Origin of the sequence: Desulfococcus multivorans (genome assembly GCF_001854245.1) — a bacterium.
Lineage (GTDB): Bacteria > Desulfobacterota > Desulfobacteria > Desulfobacterales > Desulfococcaceae > Desulfococcus > Desulfococcus multivorans.
The window spans coordinates 1,456,721-1,474,031 of sequence record NZ_CP015381.1 but is presented as its reverse complement, the minus strand read 5'-3'; the positions used below and the strand labels follow the sequence as shown (position 1 = coordinate 1,474,031).

General features: G+C 57.1%; 20 protein-coding genes. 7 read left to right on the top strand and 13 right to left on the bottom strand.

Annotation, left to right across the window (positions count from 1 at the left end; genetic code table 11):
- The first annotated feature begins 9 nt into the window (after positions 1 to 9).
- Positions 10 to 735 (top strand): metallophosphoesterase family protein, encoded by a 726-nt coding sequence (locus dmul_RS06370; RefSeq protein WP_020876552.1) that lies wholly within the window; start codon positions 10 to 12, stop codon positions 733 to 735.
- Between the two features lie 64 nt (positions 736 to 799).
- Here the strand turns inward: dmul_RS06370 and dmul_RS06365 are convergent, their stop codons facing one another.
- The 9 genes from dmul_RS06365 to ffh form a co-directional block, all read right to left on the bottom strand.
- Complete coding sequence (locus tag dmul_RS06365) at positions 800 to 1,174, bottom strand: YraN family protein (RefSeq protein WP_020876553.1); 375 nt, start codon at positions 1,172 to 1,174, stop codon at positions 800 to 802.
- Positions 1,164 to 1,787, bottom strand: a complete 624-nt coding sequence (locus dmul_RS06360) for a ribonuclease HII (protein ID WP_020876554.1) — start codon at positions 1,785 to 1,787, stop codon at positions 1,164 to 1,166. The genes dmul_RS06365 and dmul_RS06360 overlap by 11 nt, the downstream gene beginning before the upstream one ends.
- Before the next feature lie 13 nt (positions 1,788 to 1,800).
- Entirely contained in the window at positions 1,801 to 2,148 is a 348-nt protein-coding gene (gene rplS / locus dmul_RS06355; RefSeq protein WP_020876555.1) for a 50S ribosomal protein L19, read from the bottom strand.
- Between the two features lie 8 nt (positions 2,149 to 2,156).
- The gene (locus dmul_RS06350) at positions 2,157 to 2,750 is read right to left on the bottom strand and encodes an RNA methyltransferase (RefSeq protein ID WP_144016475.1); all 594 of its coding nucleotides are present in this window, start codon (positions 2,748 to 2,750) and stop codon (positions 2,157 to 2,159) included.
- Complete coding sequence (gene trmD / locus dmul_RS06345) at positions 2,701 to 3,489, bottom strand: tRNA (guanosine(37)-N1)-methyltransferase TrmD (RefSeq protein ID WP_020876557.1); 789 nt, start codon at positions 3,487 to 3,489, stop codon at positions 2,701 to 2,703. Before trmD ends, dmul_RS06350 begins: the two co-directional genes overlap by 50 nt.
- Positions 3,490 to 3,591: 102 nt before the next feature.
- Positions 3,592 to 4,116 (bottom strand): ribosome maturation factor RimM, encoded by a 525-nt coding sequence (rimM, locus tag dmul_RS06340; RefSeq protein WP_040414871.1) that lies wholly within the window; start codon positions 4,114 to 4,116, stop codon positions 3,592 to 3,594.
- A 1-nt stretch (position 4,117) separates the two neighbouring features.
- Entirely contained in the window at positions 4,118 to 4,348 is a 231-nt protein-coding gene (locus dmul_RS06335; protein ID WP_020876559.1) for a KH domain-containing protein, read from the bottom strand.
- 49 nt (positions 4,349 to 4,397) lie between these two features.
- Positions 4,398 to 4,649, bottom strand: a complete 252-nt coding sequence (rpsP, locus tag dmul_RS06330) for a 30S ribosomal protein S16 (protein ID WP_020876560.1) — start codon at positions 4,647 to 4,649, stop codon at positions 4,398 to 4,400.
- Positions 4,650 to 4,669: 20 nt separating this feature from the next.
- Positions 4,670 to 6,001 (bottom strand): signal recognition particle protein, encoded by a 1,332-nt coding sequence (gene ffh / locus dmul_RS06325; protein ID WP_020876561.1) that lies wholly within the window; start codon positions 5,999 to 6,001, stop codon positions 4,670 to 4,672.
- Between the two features lie 104 nt (positions 6,002 to 6,105).
- Between ffh and rlmN the strand changes: the two genes are divergently transcribed.
- The 6 genes from rlmN to dmul_RS06295 are packed head-to-tail and all read left to right on the top strand — an operon-like array spanning position 6,106 to position 12,927.
- Complete coding sequence (rlmN, locus tag dmul_RS06320; protein ID WP_020876562.1) at positions 6,106 to 7,194, top strand: dual-specificity RNA methyltransferase RlmN; 1,089 nt, start codon at positions 6,106 to 6,108, stop codon at positions 7,192 to 7,194.
- A 55-nt stretch (positions 7,195 to 7,249) separates the two neighbouring features.
- The gene (locus dmul_RS06315) at positions 7,250 to 8,593 is read left to right on the top strand and encodes an FAD-dependent oxidoreductase (RefSeq protein ID WP_020876563.1); all 1,344 of its coding nucleotides are present in this window, start codon (positions 7,250 to 7,252) and stop codon (positions 8,591 to 8,593) included.
- An 18-nt stretch (positions 8,594 to 8,611) separates the two neighbouring features.
- The gene (locus dmul_RS06310; protein WP_020876564.1) at positions 8,612 to 9,028 is read left to right on the top strand and encodes a secondary thiamine-phosphate synthase enzyme YjbQ; all 417 of its coding nucleotides are present in this window, start codon (positions 8,612 to 8,614) and stop codon (positions 9,026 to 9,028) included.
- A gap of 17 nt (positions 9,029 to 9,045) precedes the next feature.
- Positions 9,046 to 11,421 (top strand): penicillin-binding protein 1B, encoded by a 2,376-nt coding sequence (mrcB, locus tag dmul_RS06305; protein WP_159449715.1) that lies wholly within the window; start codon positions 9,046 to 9,048, stop codon positions 11,419 to 11,421.
- Complete coding sequence (locus tag dmul_RS06300) at positions 11,421 to 12,038, top strand: tetratricopeptide repeat protein (RefSeq protein ID WP_020876566.1); 618 nt, start codon at positions 11,421 to 11,423, stop codon at positions 12,036 to 12,038. The genes mrcB and dmul_RS06300 overlap by 1 nt, the downstream gene beginning before the upstream one ends.
- A gap of 49 nt (positions 12,039 to 12,087) precedes the next feature.
- Complete coding sequence (locus dmul_RS06295) at positions 12,088 to 12,927, top strand: rhomboid family intramembrane serine protease (RefSeq protein ID WP_234979143.1); 840 nt, start codon at positions 12,088 to 12,090, stop codon at positions 12,925 to 12,927.
- 8 nt (positions 12,928 to 12,935) lie between these two features.
- Here dmul_RS06295 and dmul_RS06290 read toward each other — a convergent pair whose 3' ends face one another.
- The 4 genes from dmul_RS06290 to dmul_RS06275 are packed head-to-tail and all read right to left on the bottom strand — an operon-like array spanning position 12,936 to position 17,203.
- Positions 12,936 to 13,913: a glycosyltransferase family 9 protein gene (locus dmul_RS06290; protein ID WP_020876568.1), complete on the bottom strand. Its 978-nt coding sequence runs from the start codon at positions 13,911 to 13,913 to the stop codon at positions 12,936 to 12,938.
- A gap of 13 nt (positions 13,914 to 13,926) precedes the next feature.
- Positions 13,927 to 14,754, bottom strand: a complete 828-nt coding sequence (locus tag dmul_RS06285; protein WP_020876569.1) for a universal stress protein — start codon at positions 14,752 to 14,754, stop codon at positions 13,927 to 13,929.
- Between the two features lie 14 nt (positions 14,755 to 14,768).
- Positions 14,769 to 16,493: a chloride channel protein gene (locus tag dmul_RS06280; RefSeq protein WP_020876570.1), complete on the bottom strand. Its 1,725-nt coding sequence runs from the start codon at positions 16,491 to 16,493 to the stop codon at positions 14,769 to 14,771.
- Between the two features lie 8 nt (positions 16,494 to 16,501).
- Entirely contained in the window at positions 16,502 to 17,203 is a 702-nt protein-coding gene (locus dmul_RS06275; RefSeq protein WP_040414875.1) for a PTS sugar transporter subunit IIA, read from the bottom strand.
- Between the last annotated feature and the right edge of the window lie 108 nt (positions 17,204 to 17,311).

The window sequence follows — 17,311 nt, the reverse complement described above, 5'->3', positions numbered from 1 at the left end:
AAAAACGCCATGCGGATAGCCGTCATTGCCGACATCCACGGAAACCTCGAAGCGTTTCAATCGGTATTGAGGGACATTGACGGATCCGGAATCCAGCATATCGTCTCAGTGGGTGATAACATTGGATACGGCGCCGAATCCGAAGCGGTAATGGCGTTGATTCGGGAGCGCGGCATCCTCTCGGTTCTCGGAAACCATGAAATGGCGGTGAGATATCCTCGGTTCTTCAAATGGTTCAATCCACAGGTTCAGGCAACACTCCAATCGACCTTCGCGGGGCTGTCCTCTCAAACCCTGGCGGATATCCATCGCATGCCGTCCCTATTGATCCGATGGGGATCCCGGTTCGTTCACGGATTTCCCCCGAAGTCTCCGTTCCTCTACCTCTACCAGATGCGGGAGCGCAAGATATGCCGCGCATTTCACCGCATCGACGAAAAGCACTGTTTCATCGGCCACACCCATGAGTTGAACCTGATTCGGGTACGCGGCGGATCCGCCCGTTACCTGCCGTTCTCCCGGGGCGTTGCCGTTCTGGAAAACGACGCCGCCTATCTCATCAACGTGGGAAGTGTAGGCCAGCCCAGGGACGGGGACAACCGTGCCAAATATGTCATTTGGGATATATCGGCGTCATCGGTGGAGGTGCGTCGGGTCAGTTACGATATCGATACGGCGATCCGCAAAATTCTCGACGCGGGATACCCCGAATCTTTCGCCGCCCGCCTGCGATAAGGGCATTCAGTCGGCACCATCCCTACCCTGACCAGGGGGCGCATGCTGCCGGTGACAGGATTGATCAGCCGTAGGCAAGCTCGAAGGCATTTCTGACGATCTCGCACCGGACGTCATCGCCGCAGGGTGTGAGGGTAACGACATCAAAACGCGCGCTGCAGCCCATCTGCCCGGTCCCCTTGAGATAATAAAGCGCTGTTTTGGATATCTTCTGCTGCTTGGCTCGCGTCACGGCGTATTTGGGATGACCGTAATGCCCCCTGTCCCGACGAGCCTTCACCTCTACGAATACGATGGTCTCTCCATCCCGGGCGATGATATCGATCTCACCCATTTTCGTCCGATAATTCCGGGCAAGAATACGATACCCCGATCGTCTCAGAATGTCAGCGGCCAAAGCCTCACTCGCCCGGCCAAATTTCTGAGATTTATTCAACATATTCACGAACACCTTTGAAAGTTTTGCGATGGATGGGGCTCGGGCCATAAAGAGCGACGGCGAGACGGTGGGCCCGGGTGGGGTATCCTTTGTGACTGGAAAAGCCGTATTGGGGGTATTGCCGATGGTAACATTCCATGAGCCGGTCTCTGGTGACCTTTGCGACGATGGATGCTGCGGCAATGGATATGCTTTTGGCATCCCCCTTGACAATCGGCTCCTGGGGCAGGTCCATGGGAATCGGAAAAAGGCCGTCGACCAGAAGATAGTCCGGCTGAAGAACGAGATTCCTGACCGCCAAGACCATGGACCGGAGAGCGGCCTGGAGGATATTCGTGCGATCAATCTCCTCGGCAGTCACCACGCCGACCCCCACGCCCGGGGCATCCCGATAAATGCGGTCAAAGAGGATCTCCCGCTTCCGGGGCGCCAGTTTCTTCGAATCGTCAATCGCTATTGTCCCTACCGCCGTCAACCCGTTCTCAAACCAATCGGAAGGCAACATCACGGCGGCAGAGACAACAGGGCCGGCCAGGGGGCCCCGGCCGGCCTCGTCAACGCCCGCAATGGACGCAAAACCTTTTTTCCGGGCATGGGCTTCGAATGACCACATGGTGGGCTTTGAATTAATTGAGGCGTTTCTCCTTGATTCGAGCGGCCTTCCCCCGAAGCTTGCGAAGATAGTAAATTTTAGATCGCCGAACCCGCCCCTTGGTGACCACCTCGATTTTGTCGATGATGGGGGAATGCAACGGAAAAATACGTTCGACCCCGACGCCGTAGGATACCTTCCTTACGGTGAAGGTCGCATTGACCATGCCCCGATGCCGGCTGATCACCACCCCTTGAAAGACCTGGATACGTTCTTTTTCGCCCTCTTTGATTTTAACATGCACCTTGACGGTATCTCCGGGAATGAAATCCGGTACGTCAAGACGCATCATCTCCCTTTCCATTTTTTCCAATAGTTTCATAATTCCCTCTAACCAACTATTTCGGTATGTTGATGTTGTTCACACGATCCGCCTAAAAGACGGTCCACGATGATGGATGCCGCAGATCTGACGGACAGGTGATTGTAATGGGTTCCCCCGGTAATCGGCTCGAGCAGATAATCCGCTGCATGAATGAATTCCTCTGATAAGCCCCATGCCGTGCCGAAATTGAGAACAAAGGGCTCTCCTTGCGCCAGCATACAGCGAAGCCGGTCACAGCTCAAACTGCCCGGCGCTTTCCGCGCGGATGTCACCACGGTTTTGGGCACGCCTTGCCCCTCTGCGGTGATCTCATCGATCATCTCTTCGTACCTCTCCTTGATCCGGATGATGGAAAGCGCATCTTTTCGGGCGGGGTTGTAATCACCTCCGCCGCCTTCCACCCAGTGGGATATAATCCGGCGGGCCAATTTCCGTTGGTCCGACAGGGGAGTGATCACATAAAAGGCTTTAGCCCCGTAAGTTCTGGCCAGTCTGGCGATATCGTGCAAGTCCAGATTCGTCACCGCCGCAGCGACAGTGTCGCCGTTTTTATTCACGACCGGGTAGTGAATCAGCGCGAGATAAATTTTGGGTTTCAACAATTCTTTCAATCTCGGTAGACCATTTTCTCAAAATGTTGATCTCCCGGGCTGTAAAGGCCCGGTCTTCCATCAAGTCCGGACGTTTGAGAAACGTTCTTATCAGGGCAGTCTCGGTACGCCATTGTTCTATAGCCTGATGGTTGCCCGAAAGAAGAACATCGGGAACCCGGTCCCCCTCAAAATCCCTTGGCCGGGTATAATGGGCATGCTCCAGAAGTCCCTCGGAAAATGAGTCTTTTTCCGCGGAATCCGCACCGCCCAGAACACCGGGCAGAAGGCGGGTCACCGCGTCGATGATGATCATTACCGGCAGTTCGCCTCCGGTGAGGACATAATCACCGATGGAGATTTCGTCGTCGATGTACTGATTGAAGATCCTCTCGTCAACCCCTTCATAACGGCCGCATACAAAAATCACCCCCTCCTCCCGGGCCAGCTCATGGGCCAGGGACTGATTGAATCGCCGCCCTTGGGGCGTCATCAGCACCGTTCGGGAAAAAGGGGTGATTTTCTTGGCCGCCTGGATAGCCTTGGCAAGAGGCTCGGGTTTCATGACCATTCCCGGTCCGCCGCCGTAAGGCCGATCATCCGTGGTGCGGTGTTTATCCGATGTATATCGTCGAATATCAACAGCTGCCGCGGAGATGTGGTGACCCTCGATCGCCCGCTTGATGATACTGTTTTCCCAGAACGCATCAAACAGCTCGGGGAAAATGGTAAGTACCCGAAAAATCATCTCATGAAGGCCTCTGAAACAAACATTCCGGCACGCCGGCACCTCTGCGTCCGACATCGCCGTACCCATGATTCCCACAAAAAGAGGTCCCTTGCGTCTATATCAGTCCCTCGGGATCAGTCCCTCGGGAAGATCCACCGTCATGGTGCCGTGCTTCAGATCCACATTTTTCACCACCGAGGCGAGGGCCGGAATCAACATTTCGCTTTTGCCGTCCCGAATCACATAGACATCATTGCTTCCCGTCCGGAATATGGACGCAATGATCCCCAACTCTCTGAACGCCGTCGTTCGAACGGCAAGGCCGATCAGATCAGCCCAATAGTAGTGCCCCTCCTCCAACACCGGCAATCGCGATTTTTCCGTGAACACGTCGTTCCCCACCAGGGCTTCGGCCGTATCCCGATCCGTCACATTGTCAAGCGCCAGGAGTATCGTACGATGGTGGGGCTTTGCCCAGCGAATCGCGTACGTTGCGCCGGTGTTTTCAGGGTTCCCGACATATACCGTCACGCCGGGCTCCAGAAGCGCCATGGATTCGATATGAGGGTATAGTTTCAGGTTTCCCCGGACACCATGAACCCCGATGATTTTTCCAATAATGAAACAGGCCTCTTCCTTCACCACTCTACTCTAAAATTTCAAGCACCGTGCGCTTTTTCACCTTGGCGGAAGCCGCACTCAGTATCGTACGCATCGCTCTTGCCGTACGCCCCTGTTTCCCGATGACTTTCCCCAGATCCTCTTTTGCCACTTTGAGTTCGAGCACTGAGGTCTGGTTTCCCTCAACCTCCTCTACCGATACCTGATCAGGATTGTCAACCAGTGCCTGCGCAATGTACTTAATCAGATCTTTCATAGCTCCGCCTCCTTAAAGGGTTCAAGAGAGTCAGGGGTAAAGACGACGATCAGGGGTTGGTCAGCAGTCCTTGTTTTTTAAGAAGGTTCCTTACGGTATCCGTCGGCTCCGCACCCTGCGCCATCCAGTATTTAACGCGATCCCCTTTCAGGTTCACCTCTGCCGGATCAGGCAACGGATTATAGGTGCCGACAACCTCCAGAAACCGTCCGTCTCTCGGACTTTCAATGTTTGCGACAACAATTCTGTAAAACGGCCTCTTTTTTGCGCCATGCCTGGCGAGTCTGATTTTTACTGACATACCGCTTCCAACATCTCCTTTCAAAACGGCAGCATTCCACGGCCAAATCCGCGTATGCCGCCTTTGTTGAGTTTTTTGATCATTTTCATGACCTGAGTATAATTTTTCAGGAGCCGGTTCACGTCCTGCACCTGGGTACCGCTTCCCCGTGCGATCCGCTTTCGCCGGCTCCCGTTGATCACTTGATGATGGGACCGTTCATGCGGCGTCATGGAATTGATGATCGCCTCGATACGAACCAACTCGGTCTCGTCGACGTCAAGGTTCTTGAACTGTTTATTTGTTTTCATCCCCGGGATCATACCGATCAGGTCTCCAAGGGATCCCATTTTTCGGATCTGGACCATCTGATCCTTGAAATCTTCCAGGGTGAACTGGCTCTTCCTCAGTTTTTTTTCGAGCTCGACCGCCTTTTCCTCGTCCATCACCGACTGGGCCTTTTCGATGAGAGTCAGGACGTCTCCCATCCCCAGAATGCTCGATGCGATCCGGTCGGGGTGAAAGGCTTCAAGTTGGGTCAATTTTTCACCGACGCCGATAAATTTGATGGGCTTTCCCGTAATCGCGCGAATAGACAAAGCCGCACCACCCCTGGCATCGCCGTCCATCTTGGATAGAATGACACCCCCGAGGTCCAGGGCTTTGTCAAAGGATTCCGAGATGTTCACCGCGTCCTGCCCCGTCATGGCATCGGCAACCAGCAGAATGTCCGAAGGCATCACCGCATCCCGAATCCGAACGAGTTCCGCCATCAGCTCCGCATCCAGATGAAGGCGGCCCGCGGTATCCAGCAGCAGGACGTCGCACCCCGCCTTCTGGGCAGCGGTCCTCGCCTTGTCGCAAATCTCCACCGGATCCATTTCGGTTTCCGACGGAAATACCGGCACGCCGATCTGCCCTCCCAACTTTTTCAACTGGTCGATAGCTGCGGGACGGTAAACGTCCGCCGGCACCAGATACGGCTTTTTCCCTTTCTTTTTGAGATAAACCGCAAGCTTTCCCGACGTCGTCGTCTTACCGGACCCCTGAAGCCCCACAAGCATCACCGATACGGGTCTGGTGCCGGAAAGATTGAGGTCTTCGAGGCTCTCACCCATGAGACGCGTCAGTTCTTCGTTGACAATCTTGACGACCTGCTGCCCCGGCGTCAGACTCTTCATGACTTCCTGGCCAAGAGCGCGGGCTTTGACATCGGCAATGAATTTTTTGGCTACACGGTAATGAACATCAGCCTCGAGGAGCGCCATCCGGACCTCCCTCAGGCCCTCTTCGACGTTCTTCTCGGTGAGTTTGCCGTGCCCCTTGAGCTTTTTAAATACCCCTTCAAGCCTGCTGCTCAGACTGTCAAACATAACTGCACCAATTTCACTTCAAATTAAAATTCTTGAATTTAATATGCAAACAAGGTAATGTCAAGAAAAATCATTTTTGGATCTTCTTGTAAAAACAATATAAAATGAATTACCTACCCACGCCGATCGATATCAAGGAACTCACCCGGGCAGATCTCATCTGCCTACTTCAGGAAGAGCGTATCGCCCCTTACCGGGCCGGACAGATCTTTAAATGGATCTACCAACACCAGGTCGACCGGTTCGAAGAGATGTCGGACCTGAACAAACCCCTGCGTCGGCAGCTGGCGGCGCGGTTCGTCATCGGCCGGCTGCATCGAACCGCGGTTGAAACCGCCCGCGACGGCGCCCGAAAATATCTGTTGCGACTGAACGACGGCCGCTTCATCGAATCGGTTTTGATCCCCGAAAAAGAGCATTACACCCTCTGCATATCAAGCCAGGTCGGCTGCGCTCAGGGATGCCGATTCTGTCTGACCGCGCAGGAGGGGTTTATCCGCAACCTCACCATGGGCGAAATCATCGCCCAGGTTCGCGACGCCGTTTTAGACATCCCCGCCGCCGACCCACGTCGTCTGACCAACATCGTATTTATGGGCATGGGGGAACCGCTGGCCAACCTCACCCACGTCATCCGGGCTCTGCAAATCATCACGGACGCCGACAGCGGCCTGAAATTTTCTGCCAGGCGGGTTACTGTTTCCACTGCCGGTCTGGCGGCCCAACTCGATCGTCTGGGGCGGGAAACGGAAGTAAATCTTGCAATATCACTAAACGCGGCAGATAACAAGACCCGTTCCCGCCTGATGCCCATCAACCGGAGATATCCCATCGAGGTTCTCATGGCGGCCTGCCGGGAATACCCTCTCAAGCCGCGCCGACGCATCACCTTTGAATACATCCTGATCGACGGCGTCAACGACGGGGACAAGGACGCCCGCCGCCTGGTCGACCTCCTGCGTCCGGTCCGTGCCAAAATCAATCTGATCCCATTCAACGAACACGACGGCAGCCCGTTTTGCCGTCCCGATGAAGCTCGGATTTTGAAATTCCAGGAAATCCTCACCAGCCAAAACTATACCGCCGTCATCCGCCACAGCAAGGGACAGGACATTTCCGCCGCATGCGGTCAACTGAACGCCCGAAACCGAGACGGTTGTCCCGCGTCCGGATCCGCCTCCGCGATGGCATAACATTACCGCCGGAGGCGATGCTTCAACCCAAACCGCACAGAACAAGGAGGTCTTCATGGATTTTGTCATCATAGGCGGCGACGCCGCAGGGATGAGCGCCGCCAGTCGCGCCAAACGACACCAACCGAACCTTCGGGTGACCGTCCTGGAGATGACCCGGGACGTCTCATACAGCGCCTGCGGCATGCCCTACAACATCGCAGACCCCCAACGAGACATGGATGACCTGGTCGTCCGCGAGGCCGCCGTATTCGAAAAGAAGCAGGGTATCCGTGTTCGCCTCCGCCACGAGGCCCGACGGATCGACCCTGAATCCCGGCGGGTGGAAGGCGTCGATGCCGACGGCCGGCCTTTTTCCAGTCCCTACGACCGGTTGCTGATCGCCACGGGCGCCTCGCCGATCCTGCCGAAAATCCCGGGGATCAAGCTTCCGGGCGTCCTGGTCCTGAAAAACCTCGAGGACGGACGAAGGCTGAAACATTACCTCTCGGGCCGAAAGATCGGCAGGGTCGTCATCATCGGCATGGGATATATCGCCCTTGAGATGTGCGAAGCCCTCGCTGCACGGGGGATCGCCGTGGATATGATTAAACCCCGGCCCGGTCTGCTGCCCTGGATGGATTCGGAGTTGTCCGCCCGTGTACGTGCGGAACTCGAGGCTCACGGCGTCGGGATCCATGACGGCCGTGCCGTCGAAAATATCACTGCAGCGCCCGGCGGGGGTTTCAAGGTAGGTGCCGCCGACATGACGATCTCCTGCGATATGGTCATCGTCGCCGCGGGGATCTCCCCCAACAGCCGAATCGCGGCTGATGCGGGGCTTGAGACGGGGCCTATGGGTGCCGTATCCGTCGACGCGACCCTCCGCACCTCGAATCCATACATTTATTCGGCCGGGGACTGTGCCGATGCTTTTCACGTGGTGACCGGTAAGCGGGTATGGATTCCCCTGGCGCTGAGGGCGAACCGTGCCGGATGGGCCGCCGCGGACAATATCTGCGGCATTGAAACCCGTCTCTCGGGAATCGCCGGTACTGCCGTCTTCAAGGTCTTCGACCTGGAGGTGGCCTGCACCGGCCTGACGCAGAATGAAGCGACGACGGCGGGTTTTCTTCCCGAGACGGTGACCATCAAAACCCGATCCCGGGCTCACGCCCATCCCGGCAGCGCATCGATCCATGTCCACCTGGTCGGCGACCGTGAAACCGGCCGCCTGTTGGGGGCACAGATGGTCGGCCGGGAAGGCTGTGCGCATCGCATCAACGCAGCGGCAGTCGCGCTTCATGCCCACATGACCGTAGCCGATTTCAGCCAGTCGGATCTGGCCTATGCACCGCCCTTCGGGCCGGTATGGGATCCCCTTCTGACCGCTGCGAACCAGCTCCTGAAGAAACTGTAACCCCTTTGGAAGGACACCATGAAGAGCTATAGAAAGGAATTGTGGTTCCATGTACCGACCCGCCGGGCCTTCGTCAACATTACGCCCCAGGTCACGAAATGCTTGGTTGAAAGCGGTATCCAGGAGGGCCTTGCACTGGTCAACGCCATGCACATCACCGCCTCCGTCTTCATCAACGACGACGAGTCGGGCCTTCATCACGACTATGACGTCTGGCTTGAAAAACTCGCCCCCCATGAACCGGTTTCGGCCTACCGCCACAATGTCGGGGAGGATAATGCCGACGCCCATATGAAACGCCAAATCATGGGCCGCGAGGTTACGGTGGCCGTTACCCGTGGTCATCTGGATCTGGGTACTTGGGAGCAGATATTTTACGGCGAATTCGATGGACGCCGGGAAAAGCGCGTACTGGTCAAAATCATCGGGGAATGATGAATCGGAGTCAGGGTTTGAAGAAAAAGAGGACATCCAGGACGGCGAAAAAAATCAAAAAAAAATCACCGAGACTTCGAAGGCATCTTTTCCTGACGGCCGGCGTTCTGATCGCTCTTTTACTCATTGGATATATCGGCCGCCTCGGATGGGAGGCGAGGGAACGTTTCGGGAGCAAAAAATGGGAGTTGCCGGCCCGGGTCTATGCACGTCCGCTGGAACTCTATCCCGGTCTCGCCATGAACGAAGCATCTCTGATGAAGGAGCTTTCCCTGCTTTCCTACCGCCCGGCGGATCGGATCGCCGTACCCGGAAGCTTCTCCAGAAAAGGGGGCCGTGTTACCCTTTACAGCCGCCCCTTCGCCTTTCCCGACGGTCATGAACCTTCAAAAAAGATTCGGCTCACCATCGCAAACGGCCGCATCCGCTCTCTGAGCGATATCGAAACAGGGGAACAGCTTTCAATCGCACGTCTCGACCCGGCCCTCATCGGCAGCTTTTATCCCACCCACCACCAGGATCGGCTCTGGGTCAGATTCAGTGAAGCCCCCCCCCTTCTCATCCAGACCATCATGGCGGTGGAGGACCGGGATTTTTATGAACATTACGGCATTAAACCCCTCTCGATCCTCCGGGCCCTCAAGGCCAATATCATGGCGGGGAAGACTGTTCAGGGGGGCAGCACGCTGACTCAGCAGCTGGTCAAGAATCTTTTCCTGAGCCGTGAGAAATCCCTGCGTCGAAAAATCGAAGAGGCGGCCATGGCCCTCAGCCTCGAATTTTTTTACACCAAGGACCAGATCTTCGAAGCCTACATCAACGAGGTCTATCTCGCCCAGGACGGCAATCGGGCCATTCATGGATTCGGTATGGCCAGCCGGTTCTATTTCGGCCGATCTCTGGAGGATCTGGGAGCCGGTGAAACAGCTCTGCTTGTGGGGATGCTCAAAGGGCCGTCAGTCTACGATCCGCGTAAGAACCCGGATCGTGCCCTGGCACGTCGGAACCAGGTTCTGAAGATGATGGCCCGCCAGAAACTGATTCGACCCGGTGAGGCCAACCTGGCCATGAAGACCCGGCTGGATATTCTGGCAAGACCGCCGTCGGGCAACAGTCCTTTTCCGGCCTTCATGGAGCTGGTCAAACGCCAGCTTCTCCTGGAATACGAGGAGAAAGACCTCAGGTCCGAGGGGCTGAGGATCTTCTCGACCCTTGACCCCCAGGTACAGATGGCTTTGGAGGCATCGGTGACGACTGAATTGAACGCCATCGAATCCGGAAGGGGGCTTCCGAAAAACAGCCTCGAGATTGCCGCGGTGGTGACATCCACCTCAGCCAATGAGGTGGTGGCGATGATGGGCGGACGTCTTCCCGGCGACCCTGGGTTCAACCGGGTTCTTGATGCCCGCCGCCCCATCGGATCTCTCGTCAAGCCGGTGATCTATCTCTCGGCGCTGATGAGACCGCAGCATTACACCCTGGTCACGCCGCTGAATGACGGTCCGGTCGAGATCAAGGCCGCCGGGAGCGTCTGGAGCCCCAAAAATTATGATCGGCGACACCACGGTATCGTGCCGCTGTATGAGGCGTTGGCTCAGTCCTACAATGTCGCCGCCGTCCGCCTGGGGATGGACATCGGATTGGCGACCGTGTTCGACACCCTGAACCGGCTGGGCGTCGAGGGGGATTTTCCTGCATATCCATCAGCCCTTCTAGGAGCGCTGGAGATGTCCCCCATCGAGGTAACTCAAATGTACCAGACTCTGGCGTCCGGTGGATTCTACTCTCCGATCCAGTCTATCCAGGCGGTCTATCGTTCCGACGGCGAGTTGCTCCAACGCTATCCCCTGACGGTCCGGGAGAATATCGATCCTGGGGCCGTCTATCTGCTCAACACCGCCCTCCAAGCCGTTGCCACCGACGGCACCGCCAGATCCCTGGATCAGGGTCTGGTACGTCGATTGACGCCCGCTGGAAAGACCGGAACCACGAATGACATGCGAGACAGTTGGTTTGCCGGATTCACCGGAGATCGCGTAGCTGCGGTATGGATTGGTCGTGACGACAACACGCCCTGCGGTCTGTCGGGGGCCACCGGTGCGCTCAGGGTCTGGGGGAAGATCATGTCTCGGATCGCCGCCGCACCCCTCACCTTGACACCCCCCGAAAACGTAGCAGCCATTGCCGTTGACCCCGTAACGGGAATGCGCGCTGAACCGGCGTGCCCCGGTGCCGTATCAGTGCCGTTTATCCGGGGTTCGGAACCGCGGGAAACCGTCGCCTGCAGACAGCGCATCCCCAAACGAACGGCGGAATCGCCGGCTGCGCCCCCCCAACGACGGTCGAGGTCCGGACCCGACAATCTCCTCAACTGGTTCAAGGAATTATTTTAATGAAAATGTCGACTGTATTGGGATGCTTTTTTTTCGGCGTGGTGTTGACTTTTGTCGGCTGCGCCAAACCGCCGGTGCGCAGTTATCCCCGCCCGACGGTTTCATACCCCGCCAACCGGCCTCAGCCCCAGACGGGGACGACAAGGTCGGTAGATGCCGGGAAATCAGGTGGGCTCCCCGAAGCTTCGTCCACCCTCGACAACCGTTTATCCCCGCCCGCCTACGACAAGCCCCTGGCGTCCGTTGGCAATACGTCAACGGCTAAAAGCGCAACGAAGAACGACTATCTCCTGGCGGCAGTCAGCCCGCTTGCCGACCAAGCCTCCCGATACCTGGCTAAAGGAGATCTCGACAAAGCCCAGACCACGGCCGAACGGGCGGTTCGCATTGATCCGAACAATGCGGAATTGTGGCACCTGATGGGTAAGATACAGTTGGCCCGCCGGAATTTCAGCCAGGCGGAGCAACTCGCCCGCAAATCGAACCTTCTGGCCAAAGACAACCCACAACTTCATGCCCGGAACTGGCGGCTGATCGCCGATTCACTCCGCGGGAGAGGCAATGTCTCCGCCGCAGAAGCAGCCATGGAAAAAGCCCGCCGCTTCAATTCCAGATGATCCCGATGGTCCGATGACCGGCGGGAAGATGTGCTTCGAAAGGAATGCCGTGAACGACACACAAAAGAATTCAGTCCTTTGCCCCCATTGCAGGAAACTGGTCGGACGGGACGAGCTCCGCTGCCCGTATTGCGGGGCCGCGCGCCCGGGAGCGCCATGGAAGGCTATCGTCAACCTCGGCGGGGCATCACTGGAATATCGCATCATCCCGGCCCTCATATACGTCAATGTCGGCCTGTATCTGCTCTCGCTGCTGCTCTATCCCCCGAATCTGAACTTCATGAACCCGTTGACGGCCTTCTCGCCGTCCAGCGGAAGTCTCCTGCTTCTGGGTGCATCGGGAACGATCCCCATCGACCGTGCCGGCAATTGGTGGTCCCTGGTGTCCGCCGGTTACCTTCACGGCAGCCTGCTTCACATCCTATTCAACATGATTGCCCTGAAACAGCTGGGAACGCTGACCATCCAGGCTTACGGCGCCCGCCGGATGATCGTCATCTACACACTGACCGGCATCGCCGGATACGCCGCATCCTATCTCGCGGGCGTTCGTTTCACCATTGGGGCGTCCGCCGCCATATGCGGCCTCATCGGGGCCCTGCTATATTATGGAAAAAGCCGGGGCGGCCTTTTCGGCGAAGCACTGTTCAAACAGGTCAGCGGCTGGCTCGTCGGCCTGTTTCTCATCGGTCTTATGCCAAATATCAACAACTGGGGCCACGGCGCCGGGATCCTGAGCGGCATCGCCGTAGGGTACATAATAGCCTACCCGGAAAAACGACCGGACGCCTTCCTGCACAACGTCGGCGCGGCCCTCTCCATCGTTCTCACCCTGCTGGTTCTGCTGCAGGCCGTCGCTTCCGGTCTCTGGTATCGCTTTTTCGGATAACGTTTTCCTCAGCCGCAGTCTGAAAGCAGTTCCAGCAATCGGGCCGCCACGTCCGGCGCCGTGACGGCCAAAAGACACGGCGATCCTTCGCAATTTTCCTCTGTTCTCTCAAAACAAGGCCGGCAATTCAGATCTGCCGGCGTCACTACCGCCGTCCTGCGCCCCCGAGGCCGCCATCGGACCGGATCCGAAGGACCAAAAATTGCCAAAGTCGGCAGCCCCAGGAAAGCGGCCAGATGCGTTGCGCCGCCATCATTGCCGACATAGCCGTCAGCGCGTTCAAGGAGCGTTACGAAAGCATCCAGCGTGGCGGGGGTATGAATCGTCCATCCCGATACATCTTCCGCGATTCGTGGAAATATATGGTCTTCGGCAGGGCCCAATATAAATTCCGGCACCATTCCTTCCTGTCGGATGCGCCGCGCCAAAGCCGCAAACCGGGCCGACGGCCAATTTTTCCGGAGACTGCCTGAGCCGGGATGGATAAAAACGGTTTTCGAGGCGCCCTTCCGCCGTTTTACGGACGGAAAGCCTTTGGGAAAGGATGCTCCGTCATTCACCGCCGTCAGGAGTCCCGCAGCGACGAGGTGCCCGGAAACATGGTCATGAATATGGATTCGAGAAGTTATAGGGGGCCGGGGCGGCATTCGGTAAACGGGTCCGTGAAATACCCTTGAAATCCCCCTTTCGAGATGCCGGGAATTGGAGAACAGGACGACCCCGCCGTAGGGACGGAAAAGACTGCCCGGCACCGGATCGGAACCGCCCGACGTTTCAGCGTACAAACCCGCGAACACCGACGACTCCACGGGAAATGCGCGCCTGAATATTCCCAGAGTACACCCAAGCTTGCCGAGAGCGTTTTGGCAGACGCCCTCGACGCCGCCGGGAAATCGTTGCTTCAGACGGAGGAGGTTGTCGAAGGTCGCCACGACATCCCCCAGCGCCCCCGGATGATACACCAGTATCGGAGCGTCGTCCCGCAAGGCAGCCTCCCCGTCAACGTCCGGCAGCGTATGCCGGTCCGACGATCAGGAGGTTGTTGGAGATAACCGACTGAACCTTTTCCATGGTACTGCCGAACACAAAATCGCGAATCAGGCCATGCCCGAAAGCACCCAGCACGACCAAGGCGTCATGGGGAACATCATAGAGATTTTCTTCATCCACGTCCCGTTCCCAGAAATGCCACTCTGCTCCGCATTGCCGGAGCGCCTTGTCGAGCCCCTGCTCCCGAACCGCCTCCCGGTAGGCGTCGGAATGTTTTCCCTCGGTTCCGGTAAACAGGCGGAGAGGCATTCCTGTTTTCCGCTGGATGCGAAGCCCCAGATTCAAGGCTTTGAACGCGTTGACGGATCCACCAAAGAAGACGGCGATGCTCGTCCAGGGTTTATAAACAGGGCTGGTCAACAACACCGGAAAACGAGCAGATCGGACAATACGCCGAACCCGCGGACCGATGTAGCCGAGGCCGATCTTGGAAGACAGATCGCTGATGCTTCTTGGACAACTCATGAAATCAAAATCGGAGGGAATGTCCGGGAGGGTCGACGCCGTGAAATTCCTGGGCGTCAGAAAACCGGCCTCCAGGCCGTATTCGACCATCAATCCGGAGACGCGATCGACGGCGGTATCGGGTGATGTGAGATAGGACGCGTCCAGGTCGACTTGAACGACATCGTTTTCAAAATACATCAAAAATTTAATGAACGCCGGAATGTAAACCACCGGCGTCACGCCCATCTGCTTGCAGAAATGGATCGATTGCATGAGCGTCTCTCTGCCCAACGGGGTGTTTCTGAATATGTGGAGCAATCGGGCTTCCATAAGATCTCCTCGCCTTATCGGCACGTTTGTACACGAAGTTCCTGACGATAGCGGTCCAGAAGCGTTGCCTTGGAGATCATCCCGATAAATCGCTTGTTGGAAATGACCGGCAGGCTGAACAGGTGTTTCTCATCCATCAACTGCAGCACTTCCGTCAGGTCTTCGTCCAGGGAAACCACCTCGACATCCCTGTCCAGAATCTGTTCCAGAACCACGGCGTCATACATACCCGGATTGAAGAGATAGGGCCGTATATCGTCGAGATGGACCATACCGAGATAGTCCCCGCTTACGGGATCTTCGACAGGGAAGTGATTCCGCCGGGACCGTTTGACAATCTCAATGAAGTCTCGAAGCAGCATGTCGGGAGTTACACTGATGCAGTCTTTCTCGAGGAGTTCCTGAATGCTCAGGTCCGACAGCACCCGGCCGTCGGTCCCGGGGCGGAGCAGCTGCCCCTTGTCCACCAGTTCCTTAAGATAGAAAGAGGCCGGCTCGATGTACTGGCAGACCGTTGAAGAGATGGTCGACACGATGATGAGCGGCAGAATGACACCGTAATCGCCGGTGATTTCAATAATCAGAAAAATAGCGGTCAGAGGAGCCTGGAGCATGCCGCTGATCAACCCGGCCATTCCCAGCAGCGCAAAGCAACCTTCATTGACCCATGCCACGGAAGGCCAGACGAAGGCAAGTCCACGATGAAACGTCAACCCCGCCAGACTCCCGATCACCAGGGCCGGTGCGAAAATTCCACCGGAGCCGCCCCACCCGAGTGTGAAAGACGTGGCGGCCACTTTGGCCAGCATCCCCACCGCCACCAGAACAAATCCCGGGGTATAAATCCCGTCGATCATCTCCTGAATGGAATGATATCCCTCCCCCAGAACCACCGGGAAAAAGCTGCCGATAACACCGACCACAGCGCCGCCGATGGCGGCCCGAATCCAGACCGGCATGGGCAAACGGGCCGAATGGCGGGGCATGGCCCTGAGCGCGTGTGTCAAGAGAATAGCCGTAAAGGCGCACAGTACCGCCAGACCAAAGCTGGCCAAGGTGTCGGGAAACCCAATGTCGAACTCGCGATGATCGAAAACGATATTGTTGCCCTGAAGAACACGGGAAATCTCCGTTCCGGCCACTGATGCAATGGCGATAGGGATGATGTTGAGGGCGGTCCATTCACCTAGAATCACCTCGACGGTAAACACCATTCCGGCAATAGGGGCGTTGAAAATCGAAGATATCGCTCCGGCGGCGCCGCAGCCAACGAGGGTGATCCGCTGTCGCTCGTTGAGGGAGAAAAAGGTGGCGATATTGGAACCGATGGCGGCGCCGCTCATGACCACCGGCGCCTCAGGTCCGGCGGAACCGCCGCTGCCGATGGTCAGGCAGCTGGAAATGAGACGGGAGAAGCTGGAGCGGAAACGAAGAAGCCCGCCATAACGAGAGACGCTGTAGATCACCTCCGGCACGCCGTGCCCCGCACCCTCCTTGACGATCTTGTTCATGAACAGCGAGGAAAGCATGGCGCCACCTGCCGGGAGGGAAAACGCCCACCAGTAATAACGGTAAGCATGCGTCCATTCCAGAAGGACGATGAGGGATCGGCTCAGCGCCACGGCGGCCAGGCCGCTGCATGTTCCGACGATGATGCCCATCAGGATGAGCAACATGCGGTCATCGAGGCGGAAGATACTCCATTTCCCGGGGTATCGCAGAGGGATCATCCTGCCCATCGACCCGCCTACACCAATCCCTTTTTGTTCATGGTCCTTTCGAAGGCCTCGATCCTGGCCTCAAAAGCGTCAGGATCCGGTATGGTTTTCAGAAAACTGACGAACGCGTCGTCACGTACGCAGAACGACAGCCGCGACAGAATCTGAAGATGCTGTTTTGGCGTCGGGCTCAGAAGAAAAAAAAGAACGAACACCGGCCGACTGTCTACAGCCAGGTAGTCGATCGGCTTGTCGAGGAAGCCGGTGACGATAACCGACTGATCAATCTCATCCAAAAACGGCATTCGGGGATGCGGAATAGCGACGCCTTTTCCGATCCCGGTCGATGTCAGACGCTCCCGTTCGAGGAGTCGCTCAAGCAGCTCCGTTTTGACCTCGGCAGGAAACACCGTCATCGCCTCCACCGCCGACGCCAGGACCTCATCCGTCGTATCGCCGTGAATCCCGTAGAGAATCTCTCCCCGCTTCATCGCGGACAGGAGCGTTTCGCTGTCCGGCACACCAACGGCATCCGCTCCAGGGGCGGCCGGGGCGTCCTGAAGGGAAAACGCCAACTTATGGGATTTAGCCCACTTCTCCAGAGCCGTCCTGTCAACGGTATAGGTCTGTCCGCTCCGCTTGATGGGGATCCGACCTTGGCGAATCCATCGTTCCACGGTGCTGAGGGGGAGATCAAGACTTCGGGCGACGTCGTTGATGGTCAACTTCATGACTTCCACGCAGGCTAACACTGCAATCGGGATTATTATAGGAATCAGCACCCATTTTCATCCTGCGGATCCTATAACCGTTCGCGCCGGACCGCCCCTGTATTCAAG

Excerpts from the sequence above, each read along its gene's own strand:
- rplS (WP_020876555.1), bottom strand. The coding sequence starts at position 2,148 with ATGAAACTATTGGAAAAAATGGAAAGGGAGATGATGCGTCTTGACGTA.
- rlmN (WP_020876562.1), top strand. The coding sequence starts at position 6,106 with ATGAATTACCTACCCACGCCGATCGATATCAAGGAACTCACCCGGGCA.
- dmul_RS06360 (WP_020876554.1), bottom strand. The coding sequence starts at position 1,787 with ATGTGGTCATTCGAAGCCCATGCCCGGAAAAAAGGTTTTGCGTCCATT.
- rpsP (WP_020876560.1), bottom strand. The coding sequence starts at position 4,649 with ATGTCAGTAAAAATCAGACTCGCCAGGCATGGCGCAAAAAAGAGGCCG.
- dmul_RS06275 (WP_040414875.1), bottom strand. The coding sequence starts at position 17,203 with ATGAAGTTGACCATCAACGACGTCGCCCGAAGTCTTGATCTCCCCCTC.
- dmul_RS06285 (WP_020876569.1), bottom strand. The coding sequence starts at position 14,754 with ATGGAAGCCCGATTGCTCCACATATTCAGAAACACCCCGTTGGGCAGA.
- dmul_RS06335 (WP_020876559.1), bottom strand. The coding sequence starts at position 4,348 with ATGAAAGATCTGATTAAGTACATTGCGCAGGCACTGGTTGACAATCCT.
- dmul_RS06310 (WP_020876564.1), top strand. The coding sequence starts at position 8,612 with ATGAAGAGCTATAGAAAGGAATTGTGGTTCCATGTACCGACCCGCCGG.
- dmul_RS06300 (WP_020876566.1), top strand. The coding sequence starts at position 11,421 with ATGAAAATGTCGACTGTATTGGGATGCTTTTTTTTCGGCGTGGTGTTG.
- dmul_RS06365 (WP_020876553.1), bottom strand. The coding sequence starts at position 1,174 with ATGTTGAATAAATCTCAGAAATTTGGCCGGGCGAGTGAGGCTTTGGCC.
- dmul_RS06280 (WP_020876570.1), bottom strand. The coding sequence starts at position 16,493 with ATGGGCAGGATGATCCCTCTGCGATACCCCGGGAAATGGAGTATCTTC.
- dmul_RS06315 (WP_020876563.1), top strand. The coding sequence starts at position 7,250 with ATGGATTTTGTCATCATAGGCGGCGACGCCGCAGGGATGAGCGCCGCC.
- trmD (WP_020876557.1), bottom strand. The coding sequence starts at position 3,489 with ATGATTTTTCGGGTACTTACCATTTTCCCCGAGCTGTTTGATGCGTTC.
- ffh (WP_020876561.1), bottom strand. The coding sequence starts at position 6,001 with ATGTTTGACAGTCTGAGCAGCAGGCTTGAAGGGGTATTTAAAAAGCTC.
- dmul_RS06370 (WP_020876552.1), top strand. The coding sequence starts at position 10 with ATGCGGATAGCCGTCATTGCCGACATCCACGGAAACCTCGAAGCGTTT.